The sequence below is a fragment of the Pseudomonas fluorescens genome, from assembly GCF_018614655.1.
Taxonomy (GTDB): Bacteria; Pseudomonadota; Gammaproteobacteria; order Pseudomonadales; family Pseudomonadaceae; genus Aquipseudomonas; species Aquipseudomonas fluorescens_BX.
The window spans coordinates 168104-192913 of sequence record NZ_JAGGOG010000006.1; the positions used below are offsets into that span (position 1 = coordinate 168104).

The 24810-nt window shown below is 60.4% G+C and carries 26 protein-coding genes; 12 read left to right on the forward strand and 14 right to left on the reverse strand.

Annotated features, from left to right (window positions below; all coding sequences use genetic code 11):
- Window positions 1-9: 9 nt before the first annotated feature.
- The 6 genes from J7E41_RS09560 to J7E41_RS09585 form a co-directional block, all read right to left on the reverse strand.
- Complete coding sequence (locus J7E41_RS09560; protein WP_214992062.1) at window positions 10-1617, reverse strand: 5-guanidino-2-oxopentanoate decarboxylase; 1608 nt, start codon at window positions 1615-1617, stop codon at window positions 10-12.
- A gap of 11 nt (window positions 1618-1628) precedes the next feature.
- Window positions 1629-3728, reverse strand: a complete 2100-nt coding sequence (locus tag J7E41_RS09565) for an acetate--CoA ligase family protein (RefSeq protein ID WP_214992063.1) — start codon at window positions 3726-3728, stop codon at window positions 1629-1631.
- Between the two features lie 18 nt (window positions 3729-3746).
- The gene (locus J7E41_RS09570) at window positions 3747-4907 is read right to left on the reverse strand and encodes an acyl-CoA dehydrogenase family protein (protein ID WP_214992065.1); all 1161 of its coding nucleotides are present in this window, start codon (window positions 4905-4907) and stop codon (window positions 3747-3749) included.
- 130 nt (window positions 4908-5037) lie between these two features.
- Window positions 5038-5829 carry an enoyl-CoA hydratase/isomerase family protein gene (locus J7E41_RS09575; RefSeq protein WP_214992067.1) on the reverse strand — a complete coding sequence of 264 codons (792 nt, stop codon included), beginning with the start codon at window positions 5827-5829 and terminating at the stop codon, window positions 5038-5040.
- 146 nt (window positions 5830-5975) lie between these two features.
- The gene (locus J7E41_RS09580) at window positions 5976-6614 is read right to left on the reverse strand and encodes a TetR family transcriptional regulator C-terminal domain-containing protein (RefSeq protein WP_214992069.1); all 639 of its coding nucleotides are present in this window, start codon (window positions 6612-6614) and stop codon (window positions 5976-5978) included.
- Between the two features lie 68 nt (window positions 6615-6682).
- Complete coding sequence (locus J7E41_RS09585; RefSeq protein ID WP_214992071.1) at window positions 6683-7441, reverse strand: class II aldolase/adducin family protein; 759 nt, start codon at window positions 7439-7441, stop codon at window positions 6683-6685.
- Window positions 7442-7571: 130 nt separating this feature from the next.
- On the opposite strand from J7E41_RS09585, the gene J7E41_RS09590 reads away from it, so the two are divergent.
- Both J7E41_RS09590 and J7E41_RS09595 read left to right on the forward strand, forming a co-directional pair.
- A complete protein-coding gene (locus tag J7E41_RS09590; protein ID WP_214992084.1) occupies window positions 7572-9527 on the forward strand; it encodes an FAD-dependent oxidoreductase in 1956 nt (651 codons plus the stop codon).
- Window positions 9528-10100, forward strand: coding sequence for a helix-turn-helix domain-containing protein (locus tag J7E41_RS09595; protein WP_214992086.1), 573 nt, complete (start codon window positions 9528-9530; stop codon window positions 10098-10100).
- 16 nt (window positions 10101-10116) lie between these two features.
- On the opposite strand, the gene J7E41_RS09600 is transcribed toward J7E41_RS09595, so the two are convergent.
- Window positions 10117-10764 carry a ribonuclease T2 family protein gene (locus tag J7E41_RS09600; RefSeq protein ID WP_214992088.1) on the reverse strand — a complete coding sequence of 216 codons (648 nt, stop codon included), beginning with the start codon at window positions 10762-10764 and terminating at the stop codon, window positions 10117-10119.
- 31 nt (window positions 10765-10795) lie between these two features.
- The gene (locus J7E41_RS09605; protein WP_214992089.1) at window positions 10796-11770 is read right to left on the reverse strand and encodes a Gfo/Idh/MocA family protein; all 975 of its coding nucleotides are present in this window, start codon (window positions 11768-11770) and stop codon (window positions 10796-10798) included.
- 140 nt (window positions 11771-11910) lie between these two features.
- On the opposite strand from J7E41_RS09605, the gene J7E41_RS09610 reads away from it, so the two are divergent.
- Window positions 11911-12273 carry an NUDIX hydrolase gene (locus J7E41_RS09610; protein WP_214992091.1) on the forward strand — a complete coding sequence of 121 codons (363 nt, stop codon included), beginning with the start codon at window positions 11911-11913 and terminating at the stop codon, window positions 12271-12273.
- Here J7E41_RS09610 and J7E41_RS09615 read toward each other — a convergent pair.
- Entirely contained in the window at window positions 12248-12733 is a 486-nt protein-coding gene (locus J7E41_RS09615) for a GNAT family N-acetyltransferase (protein WP_214992093.1), read from the reverse strand. The two genes, J7E41_RS09610 and J7E41_RS09615, sit on opposite strands and share 26 nt — an antisense overlap.
- Window positions 12734-12886: 153 nt before the next feature.
- On the opposite strand from J7E41_RS09615, the gene J7E41_RS09620 reads away from it, so the two are divergent.
- The gene (locus J7E41_RS09620) at window positions 12887-13477 is read left to right on the forward strand and encodes an acyl-homoserine-lactone synthase (RefSeq protein WP_214992094.1); all 591 of its coding nucleotides are present in this window, start codon (window positions 12887-12889) and stop codon (window positions 13475-13477) included.
- A 48-nt stretch (window positions 13478-13525) separates the two neighbouring features.
- On the opposite strand, the gene J7E41_RS09625 is transcribed toward J7E41_RS09620, so the two are convergent.
- Entirely contained in the window at window positions 13526-14251 is a 726-nt protein-coding gene (locus J7E41_RS09625; protein ID WP_214992097.1) for an autoinducer binding domain-containing protein, read from the reverse strand.
- A gap of 435 nt (window positions 14252-14686) precedes the next feature.
- Between J7E41_RS09625 and J7E41_RS09630 the strand changes: the two genes are divergently transcribed.
- The 7 genes from J7E41_RS09630 to phzG are packed head-to-tail and all read left to right on the forward strand — an operon-like array spanning window position 14687 to window position 20975.
- Window positions 14687-15178 carry a PhzA/PhzB family protein gene (locus J7E41_RS09630; RefSeq protein ID WP_214992099.1) on the forward strand — a complete coding sequence of 164 codons (492 nt, stop codon included), beginning with the start codon at window positions 14687-14689 and terminating at the stop codon, window positions 15176-15178.
- A gap of 26 nt (window positions 15179-15204) precedes the next feature.
- Window positions 15205-15696, forward strand: coding sequence for a PhzA/PhzB family protein (locus tag J7E41_RS09635; RefSeq protein WP_214992101.1), 492 nt, complete (start codon window positions 15205-15207; stop codon window positions 15694-15696).
- Window positions 15697-15719: 23 nt separating this feature from the next.
- On the forward strand, window positions 15720-16922 hold the full coding sequence (locus J7E41_RS09640) for a 3-deoxy-7-phosphoheptulonate synthase (RefSeq protein ID WP_214992103.1): 1203 nt from the start codon (window positions 15720-15722) through the stop codon (window positions 16920-16922).
- A 15-nt stretch (window positions 16923-16937) separates the two neighbouring features.
- Window positions 16938-17561 carry an isochorismatase family protein gene (locus tag J7E41_RS09645; RefSeq protein WP_214992105.1) on the forward strand — a complete coding sequence of 208 codons (624 nt, stop codon included), beginning with the start codon at window positions 16938-16940 and terminating at the stop codon, window positions 17559-17561.
- Window positions 17558-19471 carry an anthranilate synthase family protein gene (locus J7E41_RS09650; RefSeq protein ID WP_214992107.1) on the forward strand — a complete coding sequence of 638 codons (1914 nt, stop codon included), beginning with the start codon at window positions 17558-17560 and terminating at the stop codon, window positions 19469-19471. Before J7E41_RS09645 ends, J7E41_RS09650 begins: the two co-directional genes overlap by 4 nt.
- Window positions 19472-19473: 2 nt before the next feature.
- Window positions 19474-20310, forward strand: coding sequence for a PhzF family phenazine biosynthesis protein (locus J7E41_RS09655; RefSeq protein ID WP_214992109.1), 837 nt, complete (start codon window positions 19474-19476; stop codon window positions 20308-20310).
- Entirely contained in the window at window positions 20307-20975 is a 669-nt protein-coding gene (gene phzG / locus J7E41_RS09660) for a phenazine biosynthesis FMN-dependent oxidase PhzG (RefSeq protein ID WP_214992111.1), read from the forward strand. The genes J7E41_RS09655 and phzG overlap by 4 nt, the downstream gene beginning before the upstream one ends.
- 1254 nt (window positions 20976-22229) lie before the next feature.
- Here the strand turns inward: phzG and J7E41_RS09665 are convergent.
- The 4 genes from J7E41_RS09665 to J7E41_RS09680 form a co-directional block, all read right to left on the reverse strand.
- On the reverse strand, window positions 22230-22481 hold the full coding sequence (locus J7E41_RS09665) for a hypothetical protein (RefSeq protein ID WP_214992113.1): 252 nt from the start codon (window positions 22479-22481) through the stop codon (window positions 22230-22232).
- Between the two features lie 234 nt (window positions 22482-22715).
- Entirely contained in the window at window positions 22716-23045 is a 330-nt protein-coding gene (locus J7E41_RS09670) for a hypothetical protein (RefSeq protein WP_214992115.1), read from the reverse strand.
- A gap of 83 nt (window positions 23046-23128) precedes the next feature.
- Window positions 23129-23449, reverse strand: a complete 321-nt coding sequence (locus J7E41_RS09675; protein WP_214992117.1) for a DMT family transporter — start codon at window positions 23447-23449, stop codon at window positions 23129-23131.
- A 92-nt stretch (window positions 23450-23541) separates the two neighbouring features.
- On the reverse strand, window positions 23542-23997 hold the full coding sequence (locus J7E41_RS09680; RefSeq protein WP_214992119.1) for a carboxymuconolactone decarboxylase family protein: 456 nt from the start codon (window positions 23995-23997) through the stop codon (window positions 23542-23544).
- A gap of 195 nt (window positions 23998-24192) precedes the next feature.
- Here J7E41_RS09680 and J7E41_RS09685 point away from each other — a divergent pair, with 195 nt between their 5' ends.
- The gene (locus J7E41_RS09685; RefSeq protein ID WP_214992121.1) at window positions 24193-24795 is read left to right on the forward strand and encodes an FMN-dependent NADH-azoreductase; all 603 of its coding nucleotides are present in this window, start codon (window positions 24193-24195) and stop codon (window positions 24793-24795) included.
- Window positions 24796-24810 lie beyond the last annotated feature (15 nt).

The following is a 24810-nucleotide window of genomic DNA, read 5'->3' on the forward strand; positions in this document are numbered from 1 at the left end:
CTCTAAAGATCAACAGGCACAGGCATGCTTGAGTTCGATCAGGGTCACGCCGTTGCGCTTGAAACCATTACGCAAATCCGTCTGCAGCTCATCCAGGTTCTGGGGTTGGGTCACGGTGCAGCCGAACGCTCGCGCCAGGGCCGCGAAATCCGGGTTGCGCGGCAGTACGCCGATGGGCTCTATGTCCAGGCTCAGCATGTCGTCGCGGATCTGCCCCAGGGCGTCGTTGTTCCATAAAAGGACGACCAGCGGGCTGTCCAACTCCTCTACCGCAGTTGCCAGTTCCTGGGCGGTGTAGAGGAACCCGCCGTCGCCCACCAGCACCAATCCAGGTCGCTGGGGAGCGCCGAACTTGGCGCCGATACCGGCGGGCAAGCCATAGCCCAAGGTGCCGTAGCCGGTGGGATGCAACCAACTGCGCGGAGCATGACTGTGAAAGGCGTAATTGCCGGTGTAGGCCAGTTGGGTCATGTCACTGCTGATAAACGCGTTGGCGGGCAGTTCGGCGGCGACGCGGTCGAGAATGGCCTGGTGAATCGACTGCAATGGCCCGTGCCCGGCGCTGATGGCCTGGCGTAATGCCGTCACCTTTTTGATTGCCGCATCGGCGTTACGCGGCGTGGACGGCAAGCGCTCCAGCAGAGCCTCTACCGTTTGCCGGGCGTCACCCTGCAAGGCGACGGCACAGGGATAGAAATCGTTGAACTTGCGCGGATCAATATCCACCCGCAGCAGTTCGCCACTGAGCGGCAGGCGCTCACGCCAGTAGTCGGTGTCGGCCATTTCGGTACCGATGGCCAACACTACATCAGCCTCGCTGATCAGTTGCCAGCCGGGTTCGACGCACAGGGTGGAACCGGCATTCAGCGGATGCCCCACCGGCAACAAACCCTTGCCCGCGACACTGCTGAAAAACGGCGCGGCCAGTTGTGTGCTCAGGCGCTGCAAGGCCTCAGCGGCCAGCAACGCACCCCCTCCGGCAATGATCATCGGGCGCTTGGCAGACGCCAGTTTCGCCACAGCCTGCTCAAGGGTTTCAGCCGACGGCACGCCACGTCCGGGACGGCGCACCACCTCATCGCTCCAGTCCCGCTCAATCGGCGCCGCCAGCACATCCAGCGGCACCGAGAGATGCACCGGCCGTGGCCGCTCGCTGTCGAACACCGCGTAGGCACGCGCAATCAATTCGGGCAGGTCTTCAGTACTCAACGCGACGGCCGAGAACGCGGTGATGGGCGCCGTCATCGCGCGTTGGTCCTGGGTTTCATGCAGGCAGCCCCAGCCCTTGCCCAGGCTGGCGGTGTGGTTGACGCTGGAAATCACCAGCATCGGAATCGAATCCGCGTACGCCTGGCCGATAGCGGTAGCGGCGTTGGTCACCCCGGGGCCGGTGATGATGAAGCACACGCCCGGCTTGCCGGTGACCCGCGCGTATCCGTCAGCCATAAAACCGGCGCCCTGCTCATGGCGGGTCAACACATGGCGAATGCCACTGCCAGGCAAGCCGCGATACAGCTCCAGGGTGTGTACCCCGGGAATGCCGAACACTGTGTCGACGCCATAGTTGGCCAGCAATCGCACCAGGGCCTGGCCGCCCGTCAAGGTTTTGCTTTGCATCGTCATCTCCTTCAAGCCTGGGCGAGGCGGATCAACGCATCGACCGCCGTGGCGCCCCGGGCATTGACCAGCAGTGGGTTGACATCCAGCTCCAGCAACCGCCCGGCATTGGCGCAGGCGTAATCGGCCACGGCGCGAATCGCCGCCACCAGGGCCTCCATATCGGCCACTTCACGACCGCGGAAGCCTTGCAGCAACGCGGCGCTGCGCAGGCTCAACAAGGCATTGCGAATGGCATCGTCGGTGGTGGGCAACAACAGGCTGCGACTGTCCTTGAGCAACTCCACCAGAATCCCGCCGGCACCGATCACCAACGCCAGGCCGAAGTCGCTTTCACGCTTGATGCCCACGATCAGCTCGGCCAAGGGTGGCGTGGCCATGGTTTCCAGCAGCAGTTGATCGAATGCCACACCTGGCGCGTAGGCGGTAATCTGCACACGCATGTGCGCCAGGGCCGCCGTCAGCGCCTGAGCGTCCCGCAGGTTCAACGCCACGGCACCCGCCTCGGTTTTGTGCGGCAGCTCGGTGCTGACCGCCTTGAGCACCAGCGGATAGCCCAACGTCAACGCGTCGGCAATCGCGTGCTCGGGGGTACTGAGGATGCCGGTCGGTGTGGTGAGACCAAACGCGCGCAGGGCTTGTTTGGAATCCCATTCATTGAGGGCAAACCCAGGGTCCTGAAGGGCTTGCGGGCACAGCGGAATCAAGGCTGATTCACCCCGCGCCAACAAGACGCGGCGGTTGCTCTGGTAGTTGGCAATTCGGCCCCAGGCCGCCAGCGCGTCCTCCACGCCTTGCAAGGCGGCGACGCCCTGGGCGTGCAGGCGTTCACGGGCATGGGCTGGCAGCAGCTCCGGAAACGCCGAGGTGACAAAACCGGTCTTGCCATGGCGCACCAATGCACTGCAAAACAGCTCCAGCAGCAAGTCGCACTCCTTACGCTCGCCGGTAAACTCTGCCGGGTAGTCGAGCACCAACATGGCGGCATCGGCGTCCGTGCGCAGCGCCGTGTCAAGCATGGCGTTCAGCGCTTCGCGGTTGCCCCAGATGGCCGTGGTGAAGTCCAGTGGGTTGACCAGGTTGGCGTAGCTGGGCAGCACCTGCGCCAGCTCCTCACGCTGACCGGCATCCAGCTTCGGCAGGCCCAGGTTGTTGCGTTCGGCATAGTCGGCAATCAACCCGGCATCGCCGCCGGAACAGGCCAGCGCGATCAGGTGATTGCCCGCCGGCAAGTTGCCGCAAGCCGCGGCTTTCAGGGTTTCGACAAAACTTACCGGCCCACTGACGCGGATCACGCCAAGGCGGGCAAAGAGGCTGTCGTACAGCACATCAGAGCCGGACAACGAACTGGTGTGACTCAGGGCCAACTGCGCGCCGATCTGCGATACGCCGGTTTTCAGAGCGATGATCGGGATGCCTTTTACCAGAGCCTTGTGGGCGGCCCGGGCAAATCCAGGAACGTTCTTCAATCCTTCCAGGTGCAGGCCGATAGCCGTGACCCGTGGTTCATCCAGCAGCACATCCATCAGCTCCGCGACGCCCAACTGCGCTTGGTTACCCACCGACGCCATATAGGCCACCGGCAACGAGCGGTCGCTCATCGACAGGTTGTAGGCGAAGTTGCCGCTCTGGGTCAGTACCGCCACGCCCTTCTCGACCGGCTTGCCGCCATGGGCCACCGGCCACAGCGCAGAACTGTGCAGATAGTCCAGCAGGCCGTAGCAGTTGGGGCCCAACAGCGCCATATCACCGGCCGCCTTGAGCAACTGATCTTGCAGGGCCTGGCCCTCGGCACCGGTCTCGGCAAACCCGGAGGCGTAGCAAATGGCGCCACCGGTGCCGATGGCGGCCAGCTCGGCGACACAGGTCAAGGTCAGCTCGCGATTGGTGGCGATAAATACCGCGTCCGGGCCACAGGGCAGATCGGCGATGCGGCGTACACAGGGAATGCCGTCGAGGTGGTCATGCTGGGGGTTGACCAGCCACATCTGGCCTTCAAAGCCACCGTCGGCGCAGCGTTTGAGCGCGCGCGCCATGCTGCGTCCGCCAACGAAAGCCAGGTGACGAGGCGCCAGCAAGCGCTTGAGGTTGTCGCGAATAGCCTGGGACATGAGCGTTCTCCGACCGGATCAGCGCAACAGGGGCCGCAACAGTTCGCGGGCGATGATATGGCGCTGGATCTCCGAGGTGCCTTCCCAGATCCGCTCGATCCGCGCGTTGCGCCAGATGCGCTCCACCGGCCCTTCGTCCATCAAGCCCATACCGCCGAAAATCTGTACCGCCTCGTCGGCCACCTTGCCCAGGGTTTCACTGGCAAACAGCTTGGCCATACCGGCTTCGCCGTCGGTCATGCTGCCCTGGTCCATTTTCCAGGCGGTGTGCAGGGTCAAGAGTTCGGCGGCGCGGATCTGCGTGGCCATGTCGGCGAGCTTGAATGACACGCCTTGGTAGGTACCGATGGGCTGGCCGAACTGCTTGCGGTCCGCCGCCCATTGCAGCGATACATCCAGCGCCCGCTGGGCCTGGCCGACGCAGTTGGCGGCGACCATTACTCGGCCGGCGGTCAGCCAGGCGTTGGCCACGTCCCAACCTTTGCCCACCTCGCCAAGGACCTTGGACGCCGGCACGCGGCAGTCATCGAAGAACATTTCGTAGGTGTGGTAACCGCGGTTGCTCACGCACTTGGGGCCACGGCGGATGGTCATGCCGGGCGTGCCGCGGTCCACCAGGAACGAGGTGACAGCGTTGCGTGGGCGGCCATTGTGTTCGTAGGTGTCGGTAACGGCGAATACGATTGCGAAGTCCGCATGCCCGGCATGGCTGATGAAGTGTTTGCTGCCGTTGAGCACAAAATCATCGCCACTGCGTACGGCACGGGTCTTGATGGCGTTGGCGTCGGAACCGGCGCCGGGTTCGGTGAGGGCAAAGCAGTCGATTTTCTTGCCCTGTACGCAGGGCAACAGGTACTCGCCTATCTGCGCGCCGGTACAGGCCATGAGGATTTTCGAGGGCCTTGCGACAAACACATGCAACGCCCAGGACACCTTGGACAACTCCCGTTCGATCAGCGCCTGGGACAGGTAATCCAGGCCACCACCGCCGACCTCCTCGGGCATGTTGAAGGCATAGAAACCGGCGGCGATGGCCTTGTCACGAATCTGCGCGGCCAGCTGCGGCGAAACCTCATCGGCGCGGTCCACAGCCTCCTCGTGGGGCAACAATTCCTTGGCAACAAAACTACGTACCGCGTCCACCAACATGTCTTGTTCTTGGCTGAGTTGGAAATTCATGGCGCTACCTGTTGATCGTTCAGGGGTGTTGTTTTTGTAGGAGCGAGCGTGCTCGCGAAAAACGCAAGGGCACCGCGTTAAATCAGAAGCTGCGTGCCATCGTTGATGTCCTTCGCGAGCACGCTCGCGCCTACCTTCCGGAGAAATTCGCTGGGCGCTTTTCCACCGAGGCGCGCAGCGCTTCAGCACCGTCCGCGCTGCGTCCGCACAACAAGCCTGCGGCCAGTTCGGCCTGGAGCTGCTCGGGCAGGCTGCGCTGGGCACCTTCGCGAATCAGGGTTTTGGTCTGGGCGAACGCGAAGGTCGGGCCGTTGGCCAGGCGAGTGGCCAATTCGACGGTGTGGGCCACCAATTGATCATCGGCGACCACTTCGCCGACGAGCCCGGCGGCGAGCGCGCGGTCGGCGTTCCACAGTTCGTCGAGGAACAGCAGGCGCTTGGCTTGTTCGCTGCCGATCAGGCGTGGCAGATGCCAGCTGGCACCGGCGTCCGGCGAGTACGCCATGCTGGTGTAGCCCGCCTTGAAACGTGCCGATTGAGCGGCTATTCGCAGGTCACAGCACAGGGTCAAGTCCATGCCTGCACCGACGGCAGTGCCGTTGATGGCAGCAATGGTGGGCTTGTCGAGGGTATGTAAACGAGTCATCAGGGCGTGGGCCGTTTCGGTCCAACCATAGCTTTCGAGGGCACCACGGGCCTCGGCTTCGGCCCATTCGGCGAGGTCGGCGCCGGCACAGAAGCTGCGACCGCTGCCGGTCAGCACCACGACGCGCACGGCCGGATCGCTATTGAAACCGTCAAGCAAAGCATGCAGGTACTTGAGGGTCGGAATGTCCAGGGCATTGCGCTGGGCACTGCGATTGAGGGTGATCCAGGCAGCGCCTGCTTGCACCTGAGTGAGCACGGACACGTCGGTAGTCATGGGATCCTCGAATTATTTTAATTGGCTTGAGGGGTGCGACACGGGGCGATACTAAACGAGTGTTCAGCAAGGAGGCAATCGGCAAGATGCAAATTTTTTAGCAAGGGGATGCCAGCCTGAACATTGCGTCCAGGCGGCGAAAGAATTCAGGGTTTGATCTGAAAGCGCTGACGACCACCGGCTTGCAAGCCGTCGACCCAGGCTTCGCAAATCTGGATGCCCTGTTCCGGAGTAAAGGTGCCAGGGTTGAGCCCCGACTCCAGCCACAAGCCATCGAGCAAGGCACTCAAACCAATGGCCGCCAGGTCAGAGTCGAAGTGCTCCCAGCCCTCCTCCTCGGCCATGTCCGCCAAGGCCGAGCGCATGATGGTGCGGTACTCGCCATAGGAGTGTTCGTGAGCCTGATTGATCGCCGGTGCCGTCTTGACCGCGCCCCAGAACGCCAGCCAGGCGTCCAGCAGTTGCGGGTCGAGCAATTCGGCGGAAAACGAGCCGCGAAAAAACGCCGACAACCGCTCCCGTGGGCTGGGGGGTGCCTTGGCCATGGCCTCGCGCAACAGGTCCATGACCTGCCCGGTGATGGACCGATATGCCTCGGCCACCAGTTCATCCTTGCCGGAATAGTGATGACTGATCAGCCCCACCGAAACCCCGGCCTCAGCGCTGATCTTGCGGATCGACGCCCCCTGGAAGCCATGGCGCTTGAGGCACACCAGCGTCGCCTGGACCAGATTGGCCTTGCGCAACTCCGGTTCCATGCGGGAGAAACGGGATTCCTGGGTCATGAAGCGATTTCCTTGGGCTGAGTCGGCTGCCCGACTCTACAGCAACCGCGACCCGTGATTAAACCTTCTCAGGCCCGGAAACCCGGCGACACGCGATCCAGCAAACGCAGTAACGCGGCCCAGGCCAGTTGCATGGCATCCGGGTCGGTCAATTCTCCCTCCTCCAACGGCCGACCGGGGTCATTGAATTGCCGTTCGGTGTACTCGCATACATCCGCCGACGGCAGGATCAGCTTGCCGCAGGCTTGGGCGGCGATCTGAATATCACAGGCCTTGTCCAGGTAATACATGCGCAGGAACGCCTGGCTGACGGTCTCGCCCACGGTCAGCAAACCGTGGTTGCGCAACATCAACACCGGCTTGTCCCCCAGGTCTCGAACCAGACGTTGTTGCTCGTCGAGGTCCAGGGCTACGCCTTCGTAGTCGTGGTAGGCGACCTTGCCATAGAACTCCATGGATATCTGGTTCACCGGCAACAATCCACACTCCAGCGCTGCCACCGCGCACCCGGCCCGCGTGTGGGTATGCAGCACGCATTGGGCGTCTTCCCGCGCGCCGTGAATGGCGCTGTGAATCACAAAACCTGCCGGGTTGACGGCATACGGTGAAGCCTCCACCGCGCGTCCATCGAGGCCGATTTTCACCAGGCTGGACGCGGTGATCTCATCGAACATCAGCCCATAAGGGTTGATCAGGAAGTGATGCTCCGGCCCCGGAATACGCACCGATACATGAGTGAAGATCAGATCGCTCATTCGAAAGTGCGCGATCAGCCGGTAACAAGCGGCAAGCTCTTCGCGCAGTTTTTGCTCGGTGGAGTGAGTCATTTTTATGCTCCATGGGGTTGGGGGATGGCCGACGCTAATCCAGGCACCAGTAAAAAAACAAGTTGATTTTTTACTGGCACTGACCTCTTTATAGAAAAATAACAATAACAGCGCCTGGAGTATCCGCACCATGTCGCACCCGGCTTTCGCGCACCTGTTTGAACCGCTTTCGCTGCGGGGCAAGCACCTGAAAAACCGCATCATGTCCAGCGGGCATGACACCTCGATGCCCACCGATAATCGGGTGAATGCACAGCTGATCGCTTATCACCGGGCACGGGCCGAAGGCGGTGTCGGGCTGATTGTGTTGCAGGTCGCGGGCGTCCACGACAGTGCCCGCTATACCTCCCACGTGCTGATGGCCACCGACGACAGCTGCATTGAGGGTTACCGAACACTGGCCGAGACCTGCCACGCCCATGGCACCGTGGTGCTGTCACAAATCTTCCATCCCGGACGGGAAATCATGGAGTCGGCCGACGGGTTGCTGGCGGTGGCCTACTCGGCGTCCGGGGTGCCTAATGAGCGGTTCCGGGTGATGCCCCGGGCCCTTGATCAGCCGATGATCGATGAGATTGTCGCGGGTTACGGCGCAGCCGCCAGGCGTCTGTATCAGGCCGGGATCGACGGCGTGGAAGTGGTCGCCAGCCATGGGTATCTGCCGGCGCAGTTTCTCAATCCCCGGGTCAATCGCCGCACCGACGACTACAACGGCGAGCTGGATCAGCGGCTGCGTTTCCTGCGGGAAATCATCGCCGCCGTGCGTGCCGAAACCGATGAGCACTTCATCATCGGCCTGCGTATTTCTGCCGATGAGCGCGACCCTGAAGGCTTGACCGAGGACGAGTCGCTGCCCGCCGTGCAAAGCCTGCAAGCGCAACTCGACTATGTGCACATCGTCGCCGGCACTTCCGCGTCCCTTGGCGGTGCGATCCACATCGTGCCGCCCATGGCGATCGCCCCGGCGTACCTGGCCGCAGAAGGTGCGACGTTCAAGGCCAGCCTGTCGATTCCGTTGTTTGTCACCGGGCGGATCAACCAGCCCCAGGAAGCCGAACTGATGCTGGCCCGGGGACAAGCCGATGTCTGCGGCATGACCCGTGCGCTGATCTGCGACCCGCAAATGCCCAACAAGACCCACACCGGACACGCCGAGGATGTGCGGGCCTGCATTGCCTGCAATCAGGCCTGCATCGGTCATTTCCACAAGGGGCTGCCCATCTCGTGCATCCAGCACCCTGAAACCGGGCGGGAATTGCAATTCGGCCATCTGCAGCACACTTCGCGACGCAAGCGCATTCTGGTGGCCGGTGGCGGCCCGGCGGGGATGAAAGCGGCGGCAGTGGCAGCGCAACGAGGGCATGACGTCACCTTGTATGAAGCCTGTGCGCAACTCGGCGGGCAGGTGTTACTGGCGCAGTTGCTGCCACGGCGCAGCGAATTCGGCGGCGCCAGCACTAACCTGCAGCGCGAGATGGCATTGGCCGGGGTGCGGGTGGTGCGCAATACCCGTGTCGACCGTGCGCTGGTGGAACAGGAGCAACCCGACCTGGTGATCATCGCCACCGGCGCCGAGCCTTACTGGCCGACCTTCGAACGCGGTGGCGAGTTGCAGGTGGTGGATGCCTGGCAGGTGTTGCGCGATGAGGTCCCGCTGGGCCGCTCAGTGGTAGTGGTCGATTGGCGCTGCGACTGGATCGGACCGGGCATCGCCGAACGCCTGGTACGCGCAGGTCACACGGTGCAACTGGCGGTCAACGGCACTCATTGCGGGGAGAATCTGCCGTTGTACGTACGTGATCAACTGGCCGGCGAGCTGCACCGCCTGGGCATCCCGATCATCCCTTACGCCCGGCTGTATGGCTGCGATGACACCACTGTCTACCTGCAACACACCGCCAGCGGCGAGCCGATGCTACTGGAAAATATCGACACCCTGGTGCTTTGCCAAGGGCACCAGCCGGTGGATACTCTCGGCGCTGAACTGGAAGGTTGGGTGGAATTTCGGCGCATCGGCGACTGCCTGGCACCGCGCACCGCCGAAGAGGCGATTTATGAAGGACTCAAGGTGGCATGGGAAATATGAATGGCTAAAGACGAACCTCAGCAACTGTTCCTGGGCACACGGATCCGTGGCTTGCGCAAGGCGCGCGGGATGACGCTGACCGCCTTGGCGGATATGAGTGACCTGACTGCGGGCTACATCAGCCAGTTGGAACGCAACCTCGCCTACCCATCGATCCCGGCCCTGTTCAATATCGCCCGCAGCCTGGGGGTGACCATCCAGTGGTTCTTCGCCAGCGAAACCATTGCGGCGCCGAACGACGAAGGTTACGTGGTGCGCAAACACAATCGCCAGAGCATTCGCTATGAAGACGGCATCGTCGATCAGTTGCTGACCCCCCTGCCCAACCATCAACTGGAAATGCTGCACTCATGCTTCCCGCCGGGGACCTATAGCCAGCAAAGCTACAGCCATGAAGGCGAAGAAGCCGGCTATGTGTTGAGCGGACGTTTTGAGTTGTGGGTGAGCGAGCGGCATTTCCAACTGGATGAAGGCGACAGTTTCAGTTTTCCCAGCAGTGAACCTCACCGTTATGGCAACCCCGGCAAGGCGGATACGGTGGTGATCTGGGTGATTACACCGCCGACGTTTTGAAGCGCCGGCGGTTTGCTCAGCGCTGCGTCGGAATCCGAATGTCCCCACCACGGCACTGACTCTTGACACTCCTTGGGCAACCGGCGAATTCCAGGTCCTTGCTCAAGCACACCCGCACCTCCGACAACACTTTGCCCTTGCAGATCACCGCCAGCCCGTGACTCCGCATGGCTGGGTTGCTCTGGCGAAACAGCGTCTCGATGTCCTGGACATCGAGCGAATTCGGAACATTAAACGGTTGCAACTGCTCCGGGATATTGACCCTGCCCAGCGCGGCGTCGGCCTTGTCCAGATAGGACGACGCCTCGAGGCCACTGCAAGTGCCATGTTTGGACCACTCGTGTTTGAGCAGCTTCTGCGAAGGGAACAGCGTCGCGCCCTTGGCCAACTCCTCAGCCGACAACCTTGATTGCGGTGTGCAGGATGCCGGCCAGCCACCCCGTGCGTACTGCGGCCACAAGCCATGCAGCACAAACCCGTAACCTTTACCTGAACACTGCTGATCTTCCGGATGGGTCAGGCAGAAGGTCGGCGACCAGGACAGTGACAACACATAAAAATCAAAATCCCCCGCCTGCCCCTGCTGCCGAGAGGCTGCCGCAGCCCCCGTGGCCAAACTCGCCAACACCAGCCACACGGCAATCCAGGCTGCTCTGTATTTCATCCGTCTATTCCTTGAAAAAAGTGTTCTGCCGTTATCGATGAAGGTTGCGCTGCAGCACCTGGTCCATGAGCTGATCCGTTTTCAACGCCTCGATCGCCATCGCAGGATGCTTCCCCTCTCCGCGAATATGCGCATTCATCCCCAGTACGTGATGCCACTGGATATGCTCATGATTAGGCACCTCGAGGCTCAGGTTGACCTTTCCCTCAAGCCGCAAGGGATGCTCATCAAACACCGAGAACGTTATGCGCCCCTGACTGCCAATCAACTCGACACGGTCCTCGCGACGATCCGCGACAAAGTTCCAGCAGCCCATCCCCAGCGCTCCCGAAGCAAAGCGCCAACTGGCGGTCACCGCATCTTCCGCCGCATAACGCCCCGCCTGATGAGCCGTAAAACCGGCCACCTCGACAATGTCCCCCGCCAGGTACTGGAACAGGTCAAAGCCATGACTGGCCAAATCAGCAAAGTACCCACCGCCGGCCACCAACGGATCGGTACGCCAGTTGTCAGCACGCTCATCCGCCGATGATGGCGGCTTGCACAAGGTCCAGGTCAGGTGACGCAACTCGCCAATCTGCCCGGCCTGCAACCAATCACGCACCTGCTGGAAGCGTGGCAGGGAACGCCGGTAATAAGACACAAACAAATGCAGCCCCGCCTGCTCGAATGTGCGCTGCATCAGCTCACTTTGCCCGGCGTTCAACGACATGGGTTTTTCAACGCAGCAATGCTTGCCTGCCGCCGCCACCATCAGGCTGTACTCAAGGTGGCTGTCGGGCGGTGTGGCGATGTAGACCGCGTCCACTTCAGGATCATCGATCAACGCTTGGGCGTCGGTGTAAAACCGGGCAATGCCATGACGAGCTGCATAGTCGTGCACGGCTGCCTCGCGACGCCCCATTACGGCTACCAAGGCAGAACCTGGCGCTTTGTAGAAGGCCGGGCCACTCTTCAATTCAGTGACACTGCCACAGCCGATCATGCCCCAGCGTACGGTGTTCATCGGTATCCCTCTTCATGTGTACTTTTCAGTCGAGCAGTATCTGCGTTTTCCTGCCGGCCCTCCAGTCTGCGAGGCGAAGACCCAGCATGACATTTGTATTACACTTTTATGACAGTCATCCGACCGCGGGGGTACATCCGATGAAGATACGAGCCACGGTCATTTGCGCACACAACGGCCACATCCTGTTCGTGCGCAAGGCCAGATCAAAATGGGCGCTGCCGGGGGGCAAGGTCGAACGTGACGAGCGGCCAGCAGGCGCGGCAGCCCGGGAGCTGGAAGAGGAAACCGGGTTAAACGTCGACGGTTTGCTGTACCTGCAGGAGCTGAAGGCGGACAACACCGTGCATCACGTGTTCGAGGCGTCGGTGGTGAATATCGACGAGGCCCGGCCGCTCAATGAGATCATCGAGTGCCATTGGCTTCCCTACACCACGCTGGAGCAGTTGGACACGACCCAAGCCACCAGGCAGATTGTCAGGTCGTTTTTGCGGCGGCTATAGGCGCATCAGCCTGCATAAACAACACCTGGGCGTTGGATTGCGCATCCAGCGTCACAAACCCGAACTTGCGGTACAACGCAATCGCCGCGTGGTTGTCGCGGTACACCCGCAAGGTCAAACGCACAGCCCCCGTGCCCTCAATCGCTGCACTGATCAACTGACGTACCAGCACCTCGCCTATCCCCTGCCCGCGAACAGACGCAGCGACGATGATTCGTCCCAGATGCACACTGCCGGTGGTGACGGTCCAGAACTGGGCAAAAGCCACAGGCGGTCCCGACCCCATTGCCAGGCAAACGCTTTGACTATCGCCAATCGGCAAGCGATCAGCCAGTTCATGGGGCAGAAACGGAAAAGCCAATCGATCACCGGCCCAACGCAGACAAGCCGCGGCATCCGGCAGCCAGTGGGCAATGACCTCATAATCAGAGGCGATGGGCGGGCGAAGGCTCAGGTCCATGGGCTTATGTCTCATCAAGGTACAGGCTACAAACACCCTGTAAAAACGAGCGAAGGTCATGCCAACTCACCCTACCAGATCTTGTAGGTGCCAAGCCTGTACAAGTCCTCTATAAAAACCCGCACTTCCCCCAGCCCCAAGGAAACCCCAGCCATGCACATGGAAGAGCACACGCTGAGCACAATGAGCGACGAACTGAAACTCATGCTAGGTCGCTTTCGGCACGAACAGTTCGTCGAGAAACTCGGGTGGCGACTGCCGGCCCATCCGCACCAGGCCGGCTGTGAATGGGATCAATACGACACTGAGCACGCCCGCTACCTCCTGGCCTTCAATGAACAGTGTGCCATTGTTGGCTGCGCCCGCCTGATACCTACCACGCTCCCCAACTTGCTTGAAGGGGTCTTCAGCCATACCTGCGCAGGGGCGCCGCCCAAGCATCCAACCATCTGGGAAATGACGCGTTTCACCACCCGCGAGCCGCAATTGGCGATGCCGTTGTTCTGGCGAAGCCTCAAGACCGCCAGCCTGGCGGGTGCCGATACCATCGTCGGGATCGTCAACAGCACGATGGAGCGCTATTACAAGATCAACGGGGTCAACTACGAACGACTGGGGCCGGTTACCGTGCACCAGGATGAAAAAGTCCTCGCCATCAAACTCTCGGCCCACCGTGAGCACCACCGCAACGCCCTCGCACCTTCAGCCTTCATGTCCCGTGCATGGTTGAAAGAGACGGCTTGATACCGACCGAGTCGTCCTTGCGGCCGACTCGTCAGTAATGGATGACCCTCAGATATAGCCCAGCGCGACGGCGTAAGACACTGCCTGTACGCGGTTGCTGGCGCCGATTTTGCGTTGGATGTTGCGGTGATGGTAATTCACGGTATCGGTGCACACCCCCATGATCACCCCGATCTCCTCCGAGGTCTTGCCGTCGGCCGTCCAGCGCAACACATCACATTCGCGCCCACTGAATTCCACATTCGTATTGAAGACACGTACGTCACTCTCCAGCTCGGAAATTTTCTCGTGGGCCGCTGCAGCAAACGCTTTGGTCACCGGCTTCAACGCCTCGAACTCCTGAAGGCTGATGATGGTGTCCTTGCGCGCCAGGCTTAACACCCCGACTCGCCCCTGGGTATTGAACGAGGGTTGTGCCAGGCCGTGGCACAAATTCGAATCGTTGGCTTCAGACCACAGATCAGGGCACCCCCGGAACAGTTCATTGCTCCACAAAATGGGCGCCGACGAGACTTTGCTGTGCTTCACCGTAGGGTCTATCACCGCGTAATTAGCCGCCTGATATCGCTGCACCCACTCCTCGGGATAATTACTGTACATATATGTCCTGGGCCGCATGAACGGGGTCACGCTGCACATGCCGTAGGCAAAAAAGTCAAACCGCAGTTCACGCAATGCCCTCAACGCGACAACAGTAAACTCCTGCATGTTCATGGTTTGCGCAAAGATACTGTAAAAATAAGCATCCCATCCCAACAGTTGCCCTAATTCCATTTTGAACACCACTAAAGTTGGAAACAGGACGTGAGACTAGACCAACCTGAACTCATGTCAACACACAAAACCACACCGTCATAGACTGCTTCGCGCTCACACTGTATTTCTTGCGTCCAATCCAACTAACTAGCCATAGGCCATTGCCCTTGGGCGATATTAGTGGGCCATTACCTCCTCTCAGCCGACGAATGAACCTACCTCTTCACACTAATGCAACAGTTCGCCCCACGGGCTGCTGCTCACCCACTCATGCCCGAATCACTACAAGATCTGGTAGTTCCAACCTCAAGAAATGCAGGTGTATAAACAACACCCACTCAACACCGCCACGAAGGCGCAATAGTTAAAAACTGTAAATATTGACCCAGGTCAATTAACTAAATATTCACTTGATATTCGAAAATCCCAATTCAACTAAGGAGGATATTGCCCATGCCTGCCTCGCTTTCCCCTAGCGGCTTTAACGATCATCTTGAACTTCGCCAAAAAAATCGGGCCACCGTCGAACAGTACATGCGCACTAACGGCAAAGATCGCCTGCGGCGCCATGAGCTGTTCACGCAGGATGGCAGTGGCGGCTCCTGGAACACCGAGACCGGTGAACCCCTTATGTTTAAAGGCCACCCGAAGCTGGCCGCCCTCGGTGTCTGGCTGGAGAAGTGCTTTCCAGACTGGCAATGGCACAACGTCCGGGTGTTTGAAACCGACAATCCCAACCACTTCTGGGTGGAAAGCGACGGCCGCGGCAAGTCCCTGGTGCCCGGCTACCCGGAGGGTTATTGCGAAAACCATTACATCCACTCCTTTGAACTGGACAACGGCAAGATCACGCAAAACCGTGAATTCATGAACCCCTTCGAACAACTTCGCGCCTTGGGCATCCCTGTTCCAAAGATCAAGCGTGAAGGTATTCCCGCCTCATAAGCCCCTTTATCCATTGGAGATTGAGCATGCCTAATAGCGCAGCGCTACAACTAGCCACTCGTGACACCACTGAACTTCGCCGCAAGAACCGCGCCACGGTCGAGCAGTACATGCGTACCAAAGGCAAGGACCGCCTGCGCCGTCATGAACTGTTTACCGAAGACGGTTCAGGCGGCTTATGGACCACCGACACCGGTGCGCCCATTGTAATCAGTGGCAAAGCCAAGTTGGCCGAACATGCTGTTTGGTCACTCAAGTGCTTCCCTGACTGGGAGTGGTACAACGTCAAGGTATTTGAAACCGACGATCCCAATCATATCTGGGTGGAGTGCGACGGCCACGGCAAGATCCTCTTCCCTGGTTACCCGGAAGGCTATTACGAGAACCACTTCCTGCACTCCTTCGAGCTGGAAGACGGCAAAGTAAAACGCAATCGCGAGTTCATGAACGTCTTTCAACAACTACGCGCCCTGGGTATTGCGGTACCGCAAATCAAGCGTGAAGGCATTCCTACTTAATCCCTCGGGAGAGTGATCGCATCATGGAAGACTTACTGAGACGGGTTCTAAGTTGCGAAGCGTTCCAGCAGCCTCAATGGAGCGAGCCCTCACAATTACATGACGCGCAGGCCTACCTAAGGGACAGCGCGTCACTGATTCGAGCAGAGGACATCCTGGTGCTACGCGCTACGTTGGCGCGTGTGGCAGCAGGCGAAGCAATGATCATCCAGTCCGGTGACTGCGCCGAGGACATGGATGAAAGCGCTCCCAGGCATGTGGCCCGCAAAGCCGCGGTACTGGACATCCTGGCCGGCGCGTTCCGGCTGGTGACCCAGCAACCGGTGGTGCGGGTGGGACGGATTGCCGGGCAGTTTGCCAAGCCCCGTTCCAACAATAGCGAACGCATCGGCGATGTCGAATTGCCGGTGTATCGCGGCGACATGGTCAATGGCCGCGAGGCCGTCTGCGGCCATCGCCAGCATGATGCCCAACGCCTGGTTCGAGGCTATCGCGCCGCGCAGGACATCATGCACCACCTGGGCTGGAAAGAGCCGGCAGGTCAGGAGCAACTCAGCGACTCACCGGCCTGGACCAGCCATGAAATGCTGGTGCTCGACTACGAATTGCCACAACTGCGCCGGGACGAACAGGGCCGGGTATTTCTCGGTTCGACCCACTGGCCATGGATCGGCGAGCGCACCCGTCAGTTGACGGGTGCGCACGTAGCGCTACTCAGCGAAGTGCTCAACCCGGTGGCCTGCAAGGTCGGCCCCGACATCACCCAGGACCAGTTGCTGAGCCTGTGCGAGCGCCTTGACCCCAAGCGCGAACCCGGACGGCTGACCCTGATTGCCCGCATGGGCGCCCACAAGGTCGCCGATCGCCTGCCACCGCTGGTTGAAGCGGTGCGCCATGCCGGCCACAAGATCATCTGGCTGAGCGACCCGATGCACGGCAACACCATCGTCGCGCCCTGCGGCAACAAGACCCGCATGGTGCAGACCATCACCGAGGAAATCACTGCCTTCAAGTATGCCGTGACCTCGGCCGGGGGCGTGGCCGCCGGCCTGCACCTGGAAACCACTCCCGATGACGTCAGTGAGTGCGCTTCAGATACCGCCAGCCTGACCCAGGTTGCCAGCCACTACAAAAGCCTGTGCGATCCGCGCCTGAATCCCTGGCAGGCCATTACCGCGGTGATGGCCTGGAAAAACCTGCCCTCTTCCACCCCTGCTTCCCTTTGACTGGAGTTTGTCGCCATGACCGGCATTCCATCGATCGTCCCTTACGCCCTGCCTACTTCCCACGACCTGCCCGCCAATCTCGCGCAATGGAGCATCGACCCCGAGCGCGCCGTGCTGCTGGTGCATGACATGCAGCGCTACTTCCTGCGGCCCTTGCCCGACGCCTTGCGTGAAGAAGTGGTGAGCAATGCCGCGCGCATTCGCCAGTGGGCAGCCGACAACGGCGTGCCAGTGGCCTACACCGCCCAACCGGGCAGCATGAACGAGGAGCAACGCGGGCTGCTCAAGGATTTCTGGGGCCCCGGCATGAAGGCCAGCCCGACCGACCGTGAGGTGGTCGACGCCTTGACGCCCAAGCCCGGTGACTGGCTGCTGACCAAGTGGCGCTACAGCGCGTTCTTCAACTCCGACCTGCTGGAGCGCATGCGCGCCAGCGAGCGCGATCAATTGATCCTCTGCGGGGTGTACGCCCATGTCGGGGTACTGATTTCCACCGTGGATGCCTACTCCAACGATATCCAGCCCTTCCTCGTTGCCGACGCCATCGCCGACTTCAGCAAGGCGCACCACTGGATGGCCATCGAATACGCCGCCAGCCGTTGCGCCATGGTCATCACCACCGACGAGGTGGTGTCATGAGCCAAGCCGCCGCCCATCTCATGCAGCGCATCCTGCAACCGGCTCCCGAGCCGTTTGCCCTGTTGTACCGCCCGGAGTCCAGCGGGCCCGGCCTGCTGGATGTGCTGATTGGGGAAATGTCTGAGCCACAGGTCCTGGCCGATATCGACTTGCCTGCCACCTCGATCGGCGCGCCGCGCCTGGATGTACTGACGCTGATTCCCTACCGCCAGATCGCCGAACGCGGCTTCGAGGCGGTAGACGATCAGTCGCCGCTGCTGGCGATGAAAATCACCGAGCAGCACTGCATCGGCATCGAGCAATTGCTGGAGTTGCTGCCCAACGTGCCGATCCAGTTGAACAGCGAACGCTTCGACCTCAGCGACGCGAGTTACGCCGAGATCGTCAGCCAGGTGATCGCCAACGAAATCGGCTCAGGTGAAGGCGCCAACTTCGTGATCAAGCGCACTTTTCTGGCCGAGATCAGCGAGTACGGCCCGGCCAGTGCGCTGTCGTTCTTTCGTCATCTGCTGGAACGGGAGAAAGGTGTCTACTGGACCTTCATTATCCACACCGGCAACCGCACCTTCGTCGGGGCATCCCCAGAGCGCCACATCAGCGTCAAGGATGGGCTCGCGGTGATGAACCCCATCAGCGGCACTTACCGCTACCCACCCGCCGGCCCTAACCTGACGGAGGTCATGGAGTTTTTGGCCGACCGCAAGGAGGCCGACGAGCTGTACATGGTGGTGGATGAAGAGCTGAAAATGATGGCGCGCATTTGTGAAGACGGCGGCCACGTCCTCGGCCCCTACCTCAAGGAAATGGCGCACCTGGCCCACACCGAGTACTTCATCGAAGGCAAGACCCGGCGCGATGTGCGCGAAATCCTGCGTGAAACCCTGTTCGCCCCCACCGTCACCGGCAGCCCGCTGGAAAGCGCCTGCCGGGTGATCCAGCGCTATGAGCCGCAAGGCCGCGCGTACTACAGCGGCATGGCCGCGCTGATCGGCAGCGATGGCAAGGGCGGACGCTCGCTGGACTCGGCGATCCTGATTCGCACCGCCGACATCGATAACAGCGGCCAGGTACGGATCAGCGTGGGCTCGACCATCGTGCGCCATTCCGAACCGATGACCGAGGCTGCCGAAAGCCGGGCCAAGGCCGCCGGCCTGATTGCCGCACTGAAAAACCAGGCGCCTTCGCGCTTCGGCAGCCACCTGCAAGTGCGTGCCGCCTTGGCCAGCCGCAATGCCTACGTCTCGGACTTCTGGTTGATGGACAGCCAGCAGCGGCAACAGACCCAGGCCGACTTCAGTGGGCGCCAGGTGCTGATCGTCGACGCCGAAGACACCTTCACCTCGATGATCGCCAAGCAACTGCGGGCCCTGGGCCTGGTGGTGACAGTGTGCAGCTTCAGCGACGACTACAGCTTTGACGGCTACGACCTGGTGATCATGGGTCCCGGACCCGGTAACCCAAGTGACGTCCATCAGCCAAAGATCGACCATCTGCACGTGGCCATCCGTTCCTTGCTCAGCCAGCAGCGGCCATTCCTTGCGGTGTGCCTGAGTCATCAGGTGCTGAGCCTGTGCCTGGGCCTGGAACTGCAGCGTAAAACCATTCCCAACCAGGGAGTGCAAAAACAAATCGACCTGTTTGGCAGCGCCGAACGGGTGGGTTTCTACAACACCTTCGCCGCCAGGAGTTCGAGTGACCACCTGGACATCAACGGCATTGGCACCGTCGAAATCAGCCGCGACAGCGAGACCGGCGAGGTGCATGCCCTGCGTGGACCGTCGTTTGCCTCCATGCAGTTTCATGCCGAGTCACTGCTGACCCAGGAAGGCCCGCGCATCATCGCCGACCTGCTGCGCCACGCCCTCATCCACACACCTGTCGACAGCAACGCTTCGGCCGCCGGGAGATAACCATGCACAAATACGTGATCATCGACGCCTTTGCCAGCGTCCCGCTGGAAGGCAATCCGGTCGCGGTGTTCTTTGACGCCGATGACTTGCCGGGCCCGCAAATGCAGCGCATCGCCCGGGAGATGAACCTGTCGGAAACCACCTTCGTGCTCAAACCACGTAACGGCGGCGATGCGCTGATCCGGATTTTCACCCCGGTCAACGAATTGCCTTTCGCCGGACACCCTTTGTTGGGTACAGCCATTGCTTTGGGTGCACACACCGACAATCACCGGCTGTACCTGGAAACCCGGATGGGCACCATCGCCTTTGAACTGGAGCGCCAGAACGGCAGCGTCATCGCCGCCAGCATGGACCAGCCGATACCCACCTGGACGGCCCTGGGGCGCGACGCCGAATTGCTCAAGGCTTTGGGTATCAGCGGCTCGACCTTTCCCATCGAGATCTATCACAACGGCCCGCGCCATGTGTTTGTCGGCCTGCCGAGCATCGAAGCATTGTCGGCCCTGCACCCCGACCACCGTGCCCTGTCCAGCTTCCACGATATGGCCATCAACTGTTTTGCCGGCGCGGGACGACGTTGGCGCAGCCGGATGTTCTCGCCGGCCTATGGCGTGGTCGAGGATGCAGCCACGGGTTCCGCTGCCGGGCCCTTGGCGATTCATCTGGCGCGTCATGGCCAGGTCGAATTCGGCCAGCAGGTCGAGATTCTCCAGGGCGTGGAAATCGGCCGCCCTTCACTCATGTTCGCCAGGGCTGAAGGCTGCGCCGATCAACTGACGCGAGTTGAAGTATCAGGCAATGGCGTCACGTTCGGGCGGGGGACCATCGTTCTATGAACAGTTCAGTACAAGGCAAGCCGCTGTTGGGTAAAGGCATGTCGGAATCCCTTACCGGCACACTGGATGCGCCGTTCCCCGAGTACCAGTCGCTGCCCGCCAATCCCATGAGCGTGCTGCACAACTGGCTGGAGCGCGCGCGGCGCGTGGGCATCCGCGAACCCAAGGCGCTGGCGCTGGCCACGGCTGACGGCCAGGGCCGGCCCTCTACGCGCATCGTGGTGATCAGTGAAATCAGCGACACCGGAGTGCTGTTCAGCACCCACGCCGGCAGCCAGAAAGGCCGTGAACTGGCGCATAACCCGTGGGCCTCGGGGGTGTTGTATTGGCGTGAAACCAGTCAGCAGATCATCCTCAACGGCCTGGCCGTGCGCTTGCCGGATGCCAAGGCTGATGAGGCGTGGTTGAAGCGCCCTTATGCCACGCATCCGATGTCATCGGTGTCGCGCCAGAGTGACGAACTGACGGATGTACAGACCATGCGCGACGCCGCCAGGGCGCTGGCCGACGTTCAAGGCCCGCTACCGCGTCCTGAGGGATATTGTGTGTTTGAGCTGCGGCTAGAGTCGTTGGAGTTTTGGGGGAATGGCCAGGAACGGTTGCATGAGCGGTTGCGGTATGACCGCAGCGACACGGGCTGGACGGTACGGCGTTTGCAGCCCTGAGTAGTATGGGGGTCTGGACGGATTGGCGTTCGGTTGTCCTGTAGATACCGTCTTGCGCGTCATCAGGCAAGAGCCCTGTCCAGCCATACAGTTGGCCCGTTGTAGCCGCTGCCGAGGCACGAGGCTGCGATAAGGGCCGAAGGACCTTCAGCGGTTTCAAGAACCTGACGACTGCTGCGCAGCCGATCGCAGGCTGCGCCAGCGGCTACAGGTATCGGCACATCCTCTGTAGCCGCTGCCGAGGCACGAGGCTGCGATAAGGGCCGAAGGACCTTCAGCGGTTTCAAGAGACTGACGACTGCTGCGCAGCCGATCGCAGGCTGCGCCAGCGGCTACAGGTGATCGGCACATCCTCTGTAGCCGCTGTCGAGGCACGAGGCTGCGATAAGGGCCGAAGGACCTTCAGCGGTTTCAAGAGACTGACGACTGCTGCGCAGCCGATCGCAGGCTGCGCCAGCGGCTACAGGTATCGGCACATCCTCTGTAGCCGCTGCCGAGGCACGAGGCTGCGATAAGGGCCGAAGGACCTTCGGCGGATTCAAGAGACTGACGACTGCTGCGCAGCCGATCGCAGGCTGCGCCAGCGGCTACAGGTGATCGGCACATCCTCTGTAGCCGCTGTCGAGGCACGAGGCTGCGATAAGGGCCGAAGGACCTTCGGCGGTTTCAAGATCCTGGCGACTGCTGCGCAGCCGATCGCAGGCTGCGCCAGCGGCTACAGGTGATCGGCTGCGGCTACAAAAAGCAACTGTGCGGGTGCTTAGATAAGCCCCCTCGCCACAGGTTCGGCGTTAGCCTCGACGTGTAGGTTGAAGAGTAACGCTGCAATACCCATCAAATGACGGGCAAAAAAAATCCCAAGTAGCTGATGGAAACTTGGGATTTAAAAATGCATAAACCGTGGGAGGTGAACGCGGGGCAATAATACCGATTGAGAAATCTTGTAACAAGATTATTTCGCACCTTTCGTCGGATTAAAACAGCGCTAAGTCATTCAATAACCACATGTTTTTTAGGGCGACGGGGAGTTTTAGTGCCACTTTTTGGTGCAAGTTAGACAAACTTCCGCCGCTTATTCCTTAATAACTATCAGGTTATTAACCAGCAGAATTGCCTCGATCCGGGCTCGCAATTCATCCAGTGCCGCTTGCTCTTCAAGGGGCATGTCCTGGCTTCTTCAAGCAATACGCGCACCGTGCCATAGAGCTCGCTCCGGACCGCGTACCGGTACTTATGTCCGGACGGAATAATCGCTTATTGGGGCGCGGATGCACGCTCCCTCACGTATTTACACCCGTCGGGTTTGTCCAGCCCGCTCGGGGTCAGGCTTTCAGCCTGGCGGCAGAGCAGCAGGCGTTCGGTTTCCTGCATGCGTTGCTGGTCAACCTGGGCATTGAGCCGAACGAAATAGATCCCCAACAAAACCGCTGCACACAGCACCCCGACGACAAAGTAGAGCAAGCTATTGCCACTCGTCTCGACAGGCGAAGGTTCGTGCTGGCTCATGACCTCATCGCATCCTGTGTTTCTCATAACGGACGTCGTCACCGTCGACCTTGGCGATCAGGAAGATAGCGTTTCCACACTCCTCCTCCCGTGCAAGCGAGTGATTGTATGGAATCGGATACAGGCGAATAAACAGATTGATTGTGGTGGATTTGTAATCGAGCTCTTTCAGAGCACCGAAGCATGAACCTGCTGGAATGGGTTACGGCAACTTTGCACCGGGTGCCAATGCAATCACTTACGCGCCAGCTTGTAGCGCAGACAGTCCTGATAAAAGCTCTGGCGAATCACTTCAGGTTTGGCCCGCGAGCGGCTGTCATAGGTCTGCTCGGTAATGCCCATGGCCATCATGTGCATCCAGGATTTGTTGAACTTGTACGTCTGAAGCTTCTGCCGTGCGGCATACAACGAGACGCCGGACAGCTTCAACTCCTGGGCCCTGGCGGCCGTGCCCGCGCCCCAACTGCACATGTACCGATCGTTTTCTCGCAGTTCTCTGGCCTGGGCCGAAGCCACCCCACCCGCCAGGGAACAGGCGATCAGCATGATTCCAACATTGCGCATTTGCATCTCGCCTAACCACCTGAAAATAAAAGTGATTTTGGCGAACATTTTGTAACAGCGGGGCCAGCAAAATGCCTTATCGGTTAATTCGCCGAGACCAGCTTGAGTCCGATCACACCCGCCAGGATCAGCACGATGCACAGAACCCGCAGCGGCGCGGTGGAGTCCCCCAGCAACGCCATGCCCAGGATCGCGGTACCGGCTGCGCCGATACCGGTCCAGACCGCGTAAGCACTGCCCAACGGCAGCGTGCGCAGGGAGAGCGAGAGCAGGAAGACGCTGGAGACGCCTGTCACCACCGCCAACAGTCCAGGCGTTAAACGGGTGAAACCTTCCGAGCCTTTCATGGCGAACGCGAAAGCAATTTCGAGCACGCCGGCCAAGCCGAGTAGTAGCCATGCCATGGAGTGGGTCCTTGTGTGATTGAGCAAAGCGAACACACAGCTCCCACACTGGTTTCACTTCGCTTGCGGGTTCTGCATTTCTTAACCGAAAATCAAGCCTTGCCGGCCGCCGCAGGCGGCGCACGGAAGGTAATACCCAGGCGATTGAAGGCATTCATCAAGGCAATGCCATAGATGAGATCGGTCAGTTCCTTGTCGCTGAATTCGGTGGCGGCAGCCGTATATTCTGCGTCCGGCACACTGCCAGCGGTGAGGTGGGTAACGCTTTCAGCCAAGGCCAGGGCAACGCGTTCACGGTGACTGAAGACATTCCCGGCGTCATGCCAGACCGGTACCAACACCAGCTTGTCGACGGCTACGCCCTGCTTGAGCAAATCCCGCGAGTGCATGTCGATGCAAAAGGCACAGCCGTTGATTTGTGAAACCCGCAGGTAGACCAGGTCGATCAGCTCCTTGGACAGGCCGCTGTTCTGCAGATAGACGTAGACCCCGCCGAACGCCTTGTAACCTTCCGGCGATGCTTTGGTGTAGTCGAGACGCTGAGTCATGATGAATCCTTGTATGGGCTGATTGAGGAGGTCATCTTGCGATGCGATGGTCCATTCAGAAAGATCCAAGATCCGCCTCAAGTCATAGGCCATGATTGCGCATCTATGGTCTACTTCTTATCTTCATTCATGGCTCTTTTGAGTAGGTCATGAGGTTTGTAGAGTGGGACCAGTCAATCCCGGAAGAACTGAACCATGAATATCCTGCATGTGAGTTGCAGCCCTCGCGGGCAAGCGTCGGAGAGCACCCTGCTCGGGCAAAAGATCATCAGCCATTTGCTCAAGCGAGCCCCGTCAACCACCGTGATCAACAGAACGCTGGGCAGCGAGGTGATTGCCCCTATCGATGAGCCGTATGCGACGTCCCAACAGTCTTTGGCGGACGTCTCCCAAGAGGGTTCGATGGCCCGCTCGCAAGCGCTCATTCAAGAGCTTGATCAAGCGAACGTTGTGGTGATCGCCACCCCCATGCATAACTACACGGTACCCGCCGCCCTCAAGGTATGGATCGATCACATCGCCCGTGTGCGGCGAACGTTCGACATCTCGACCCAAGGCAAAGTCGGCCTGCTGCAGGACCGACCGGTTTTCATCGCAGTATCCTCCGGCGGGCGCTTTTCCGGGGAGCGTGCGCACCAGCCGGACTTCCTGACGCCATACCTGAAGACCATCCTGGGCATGATCGGCCTGCATGACGTGACCTTCTTCACGGTTCAAGGCACTGCCTCGCGTCCCGAAACAGTGGCCGAAACCCGGCGCCAGACCGATCAGGCGCTACACGATTATTTTTCGACCTGAACAGGAGTAGCGGCA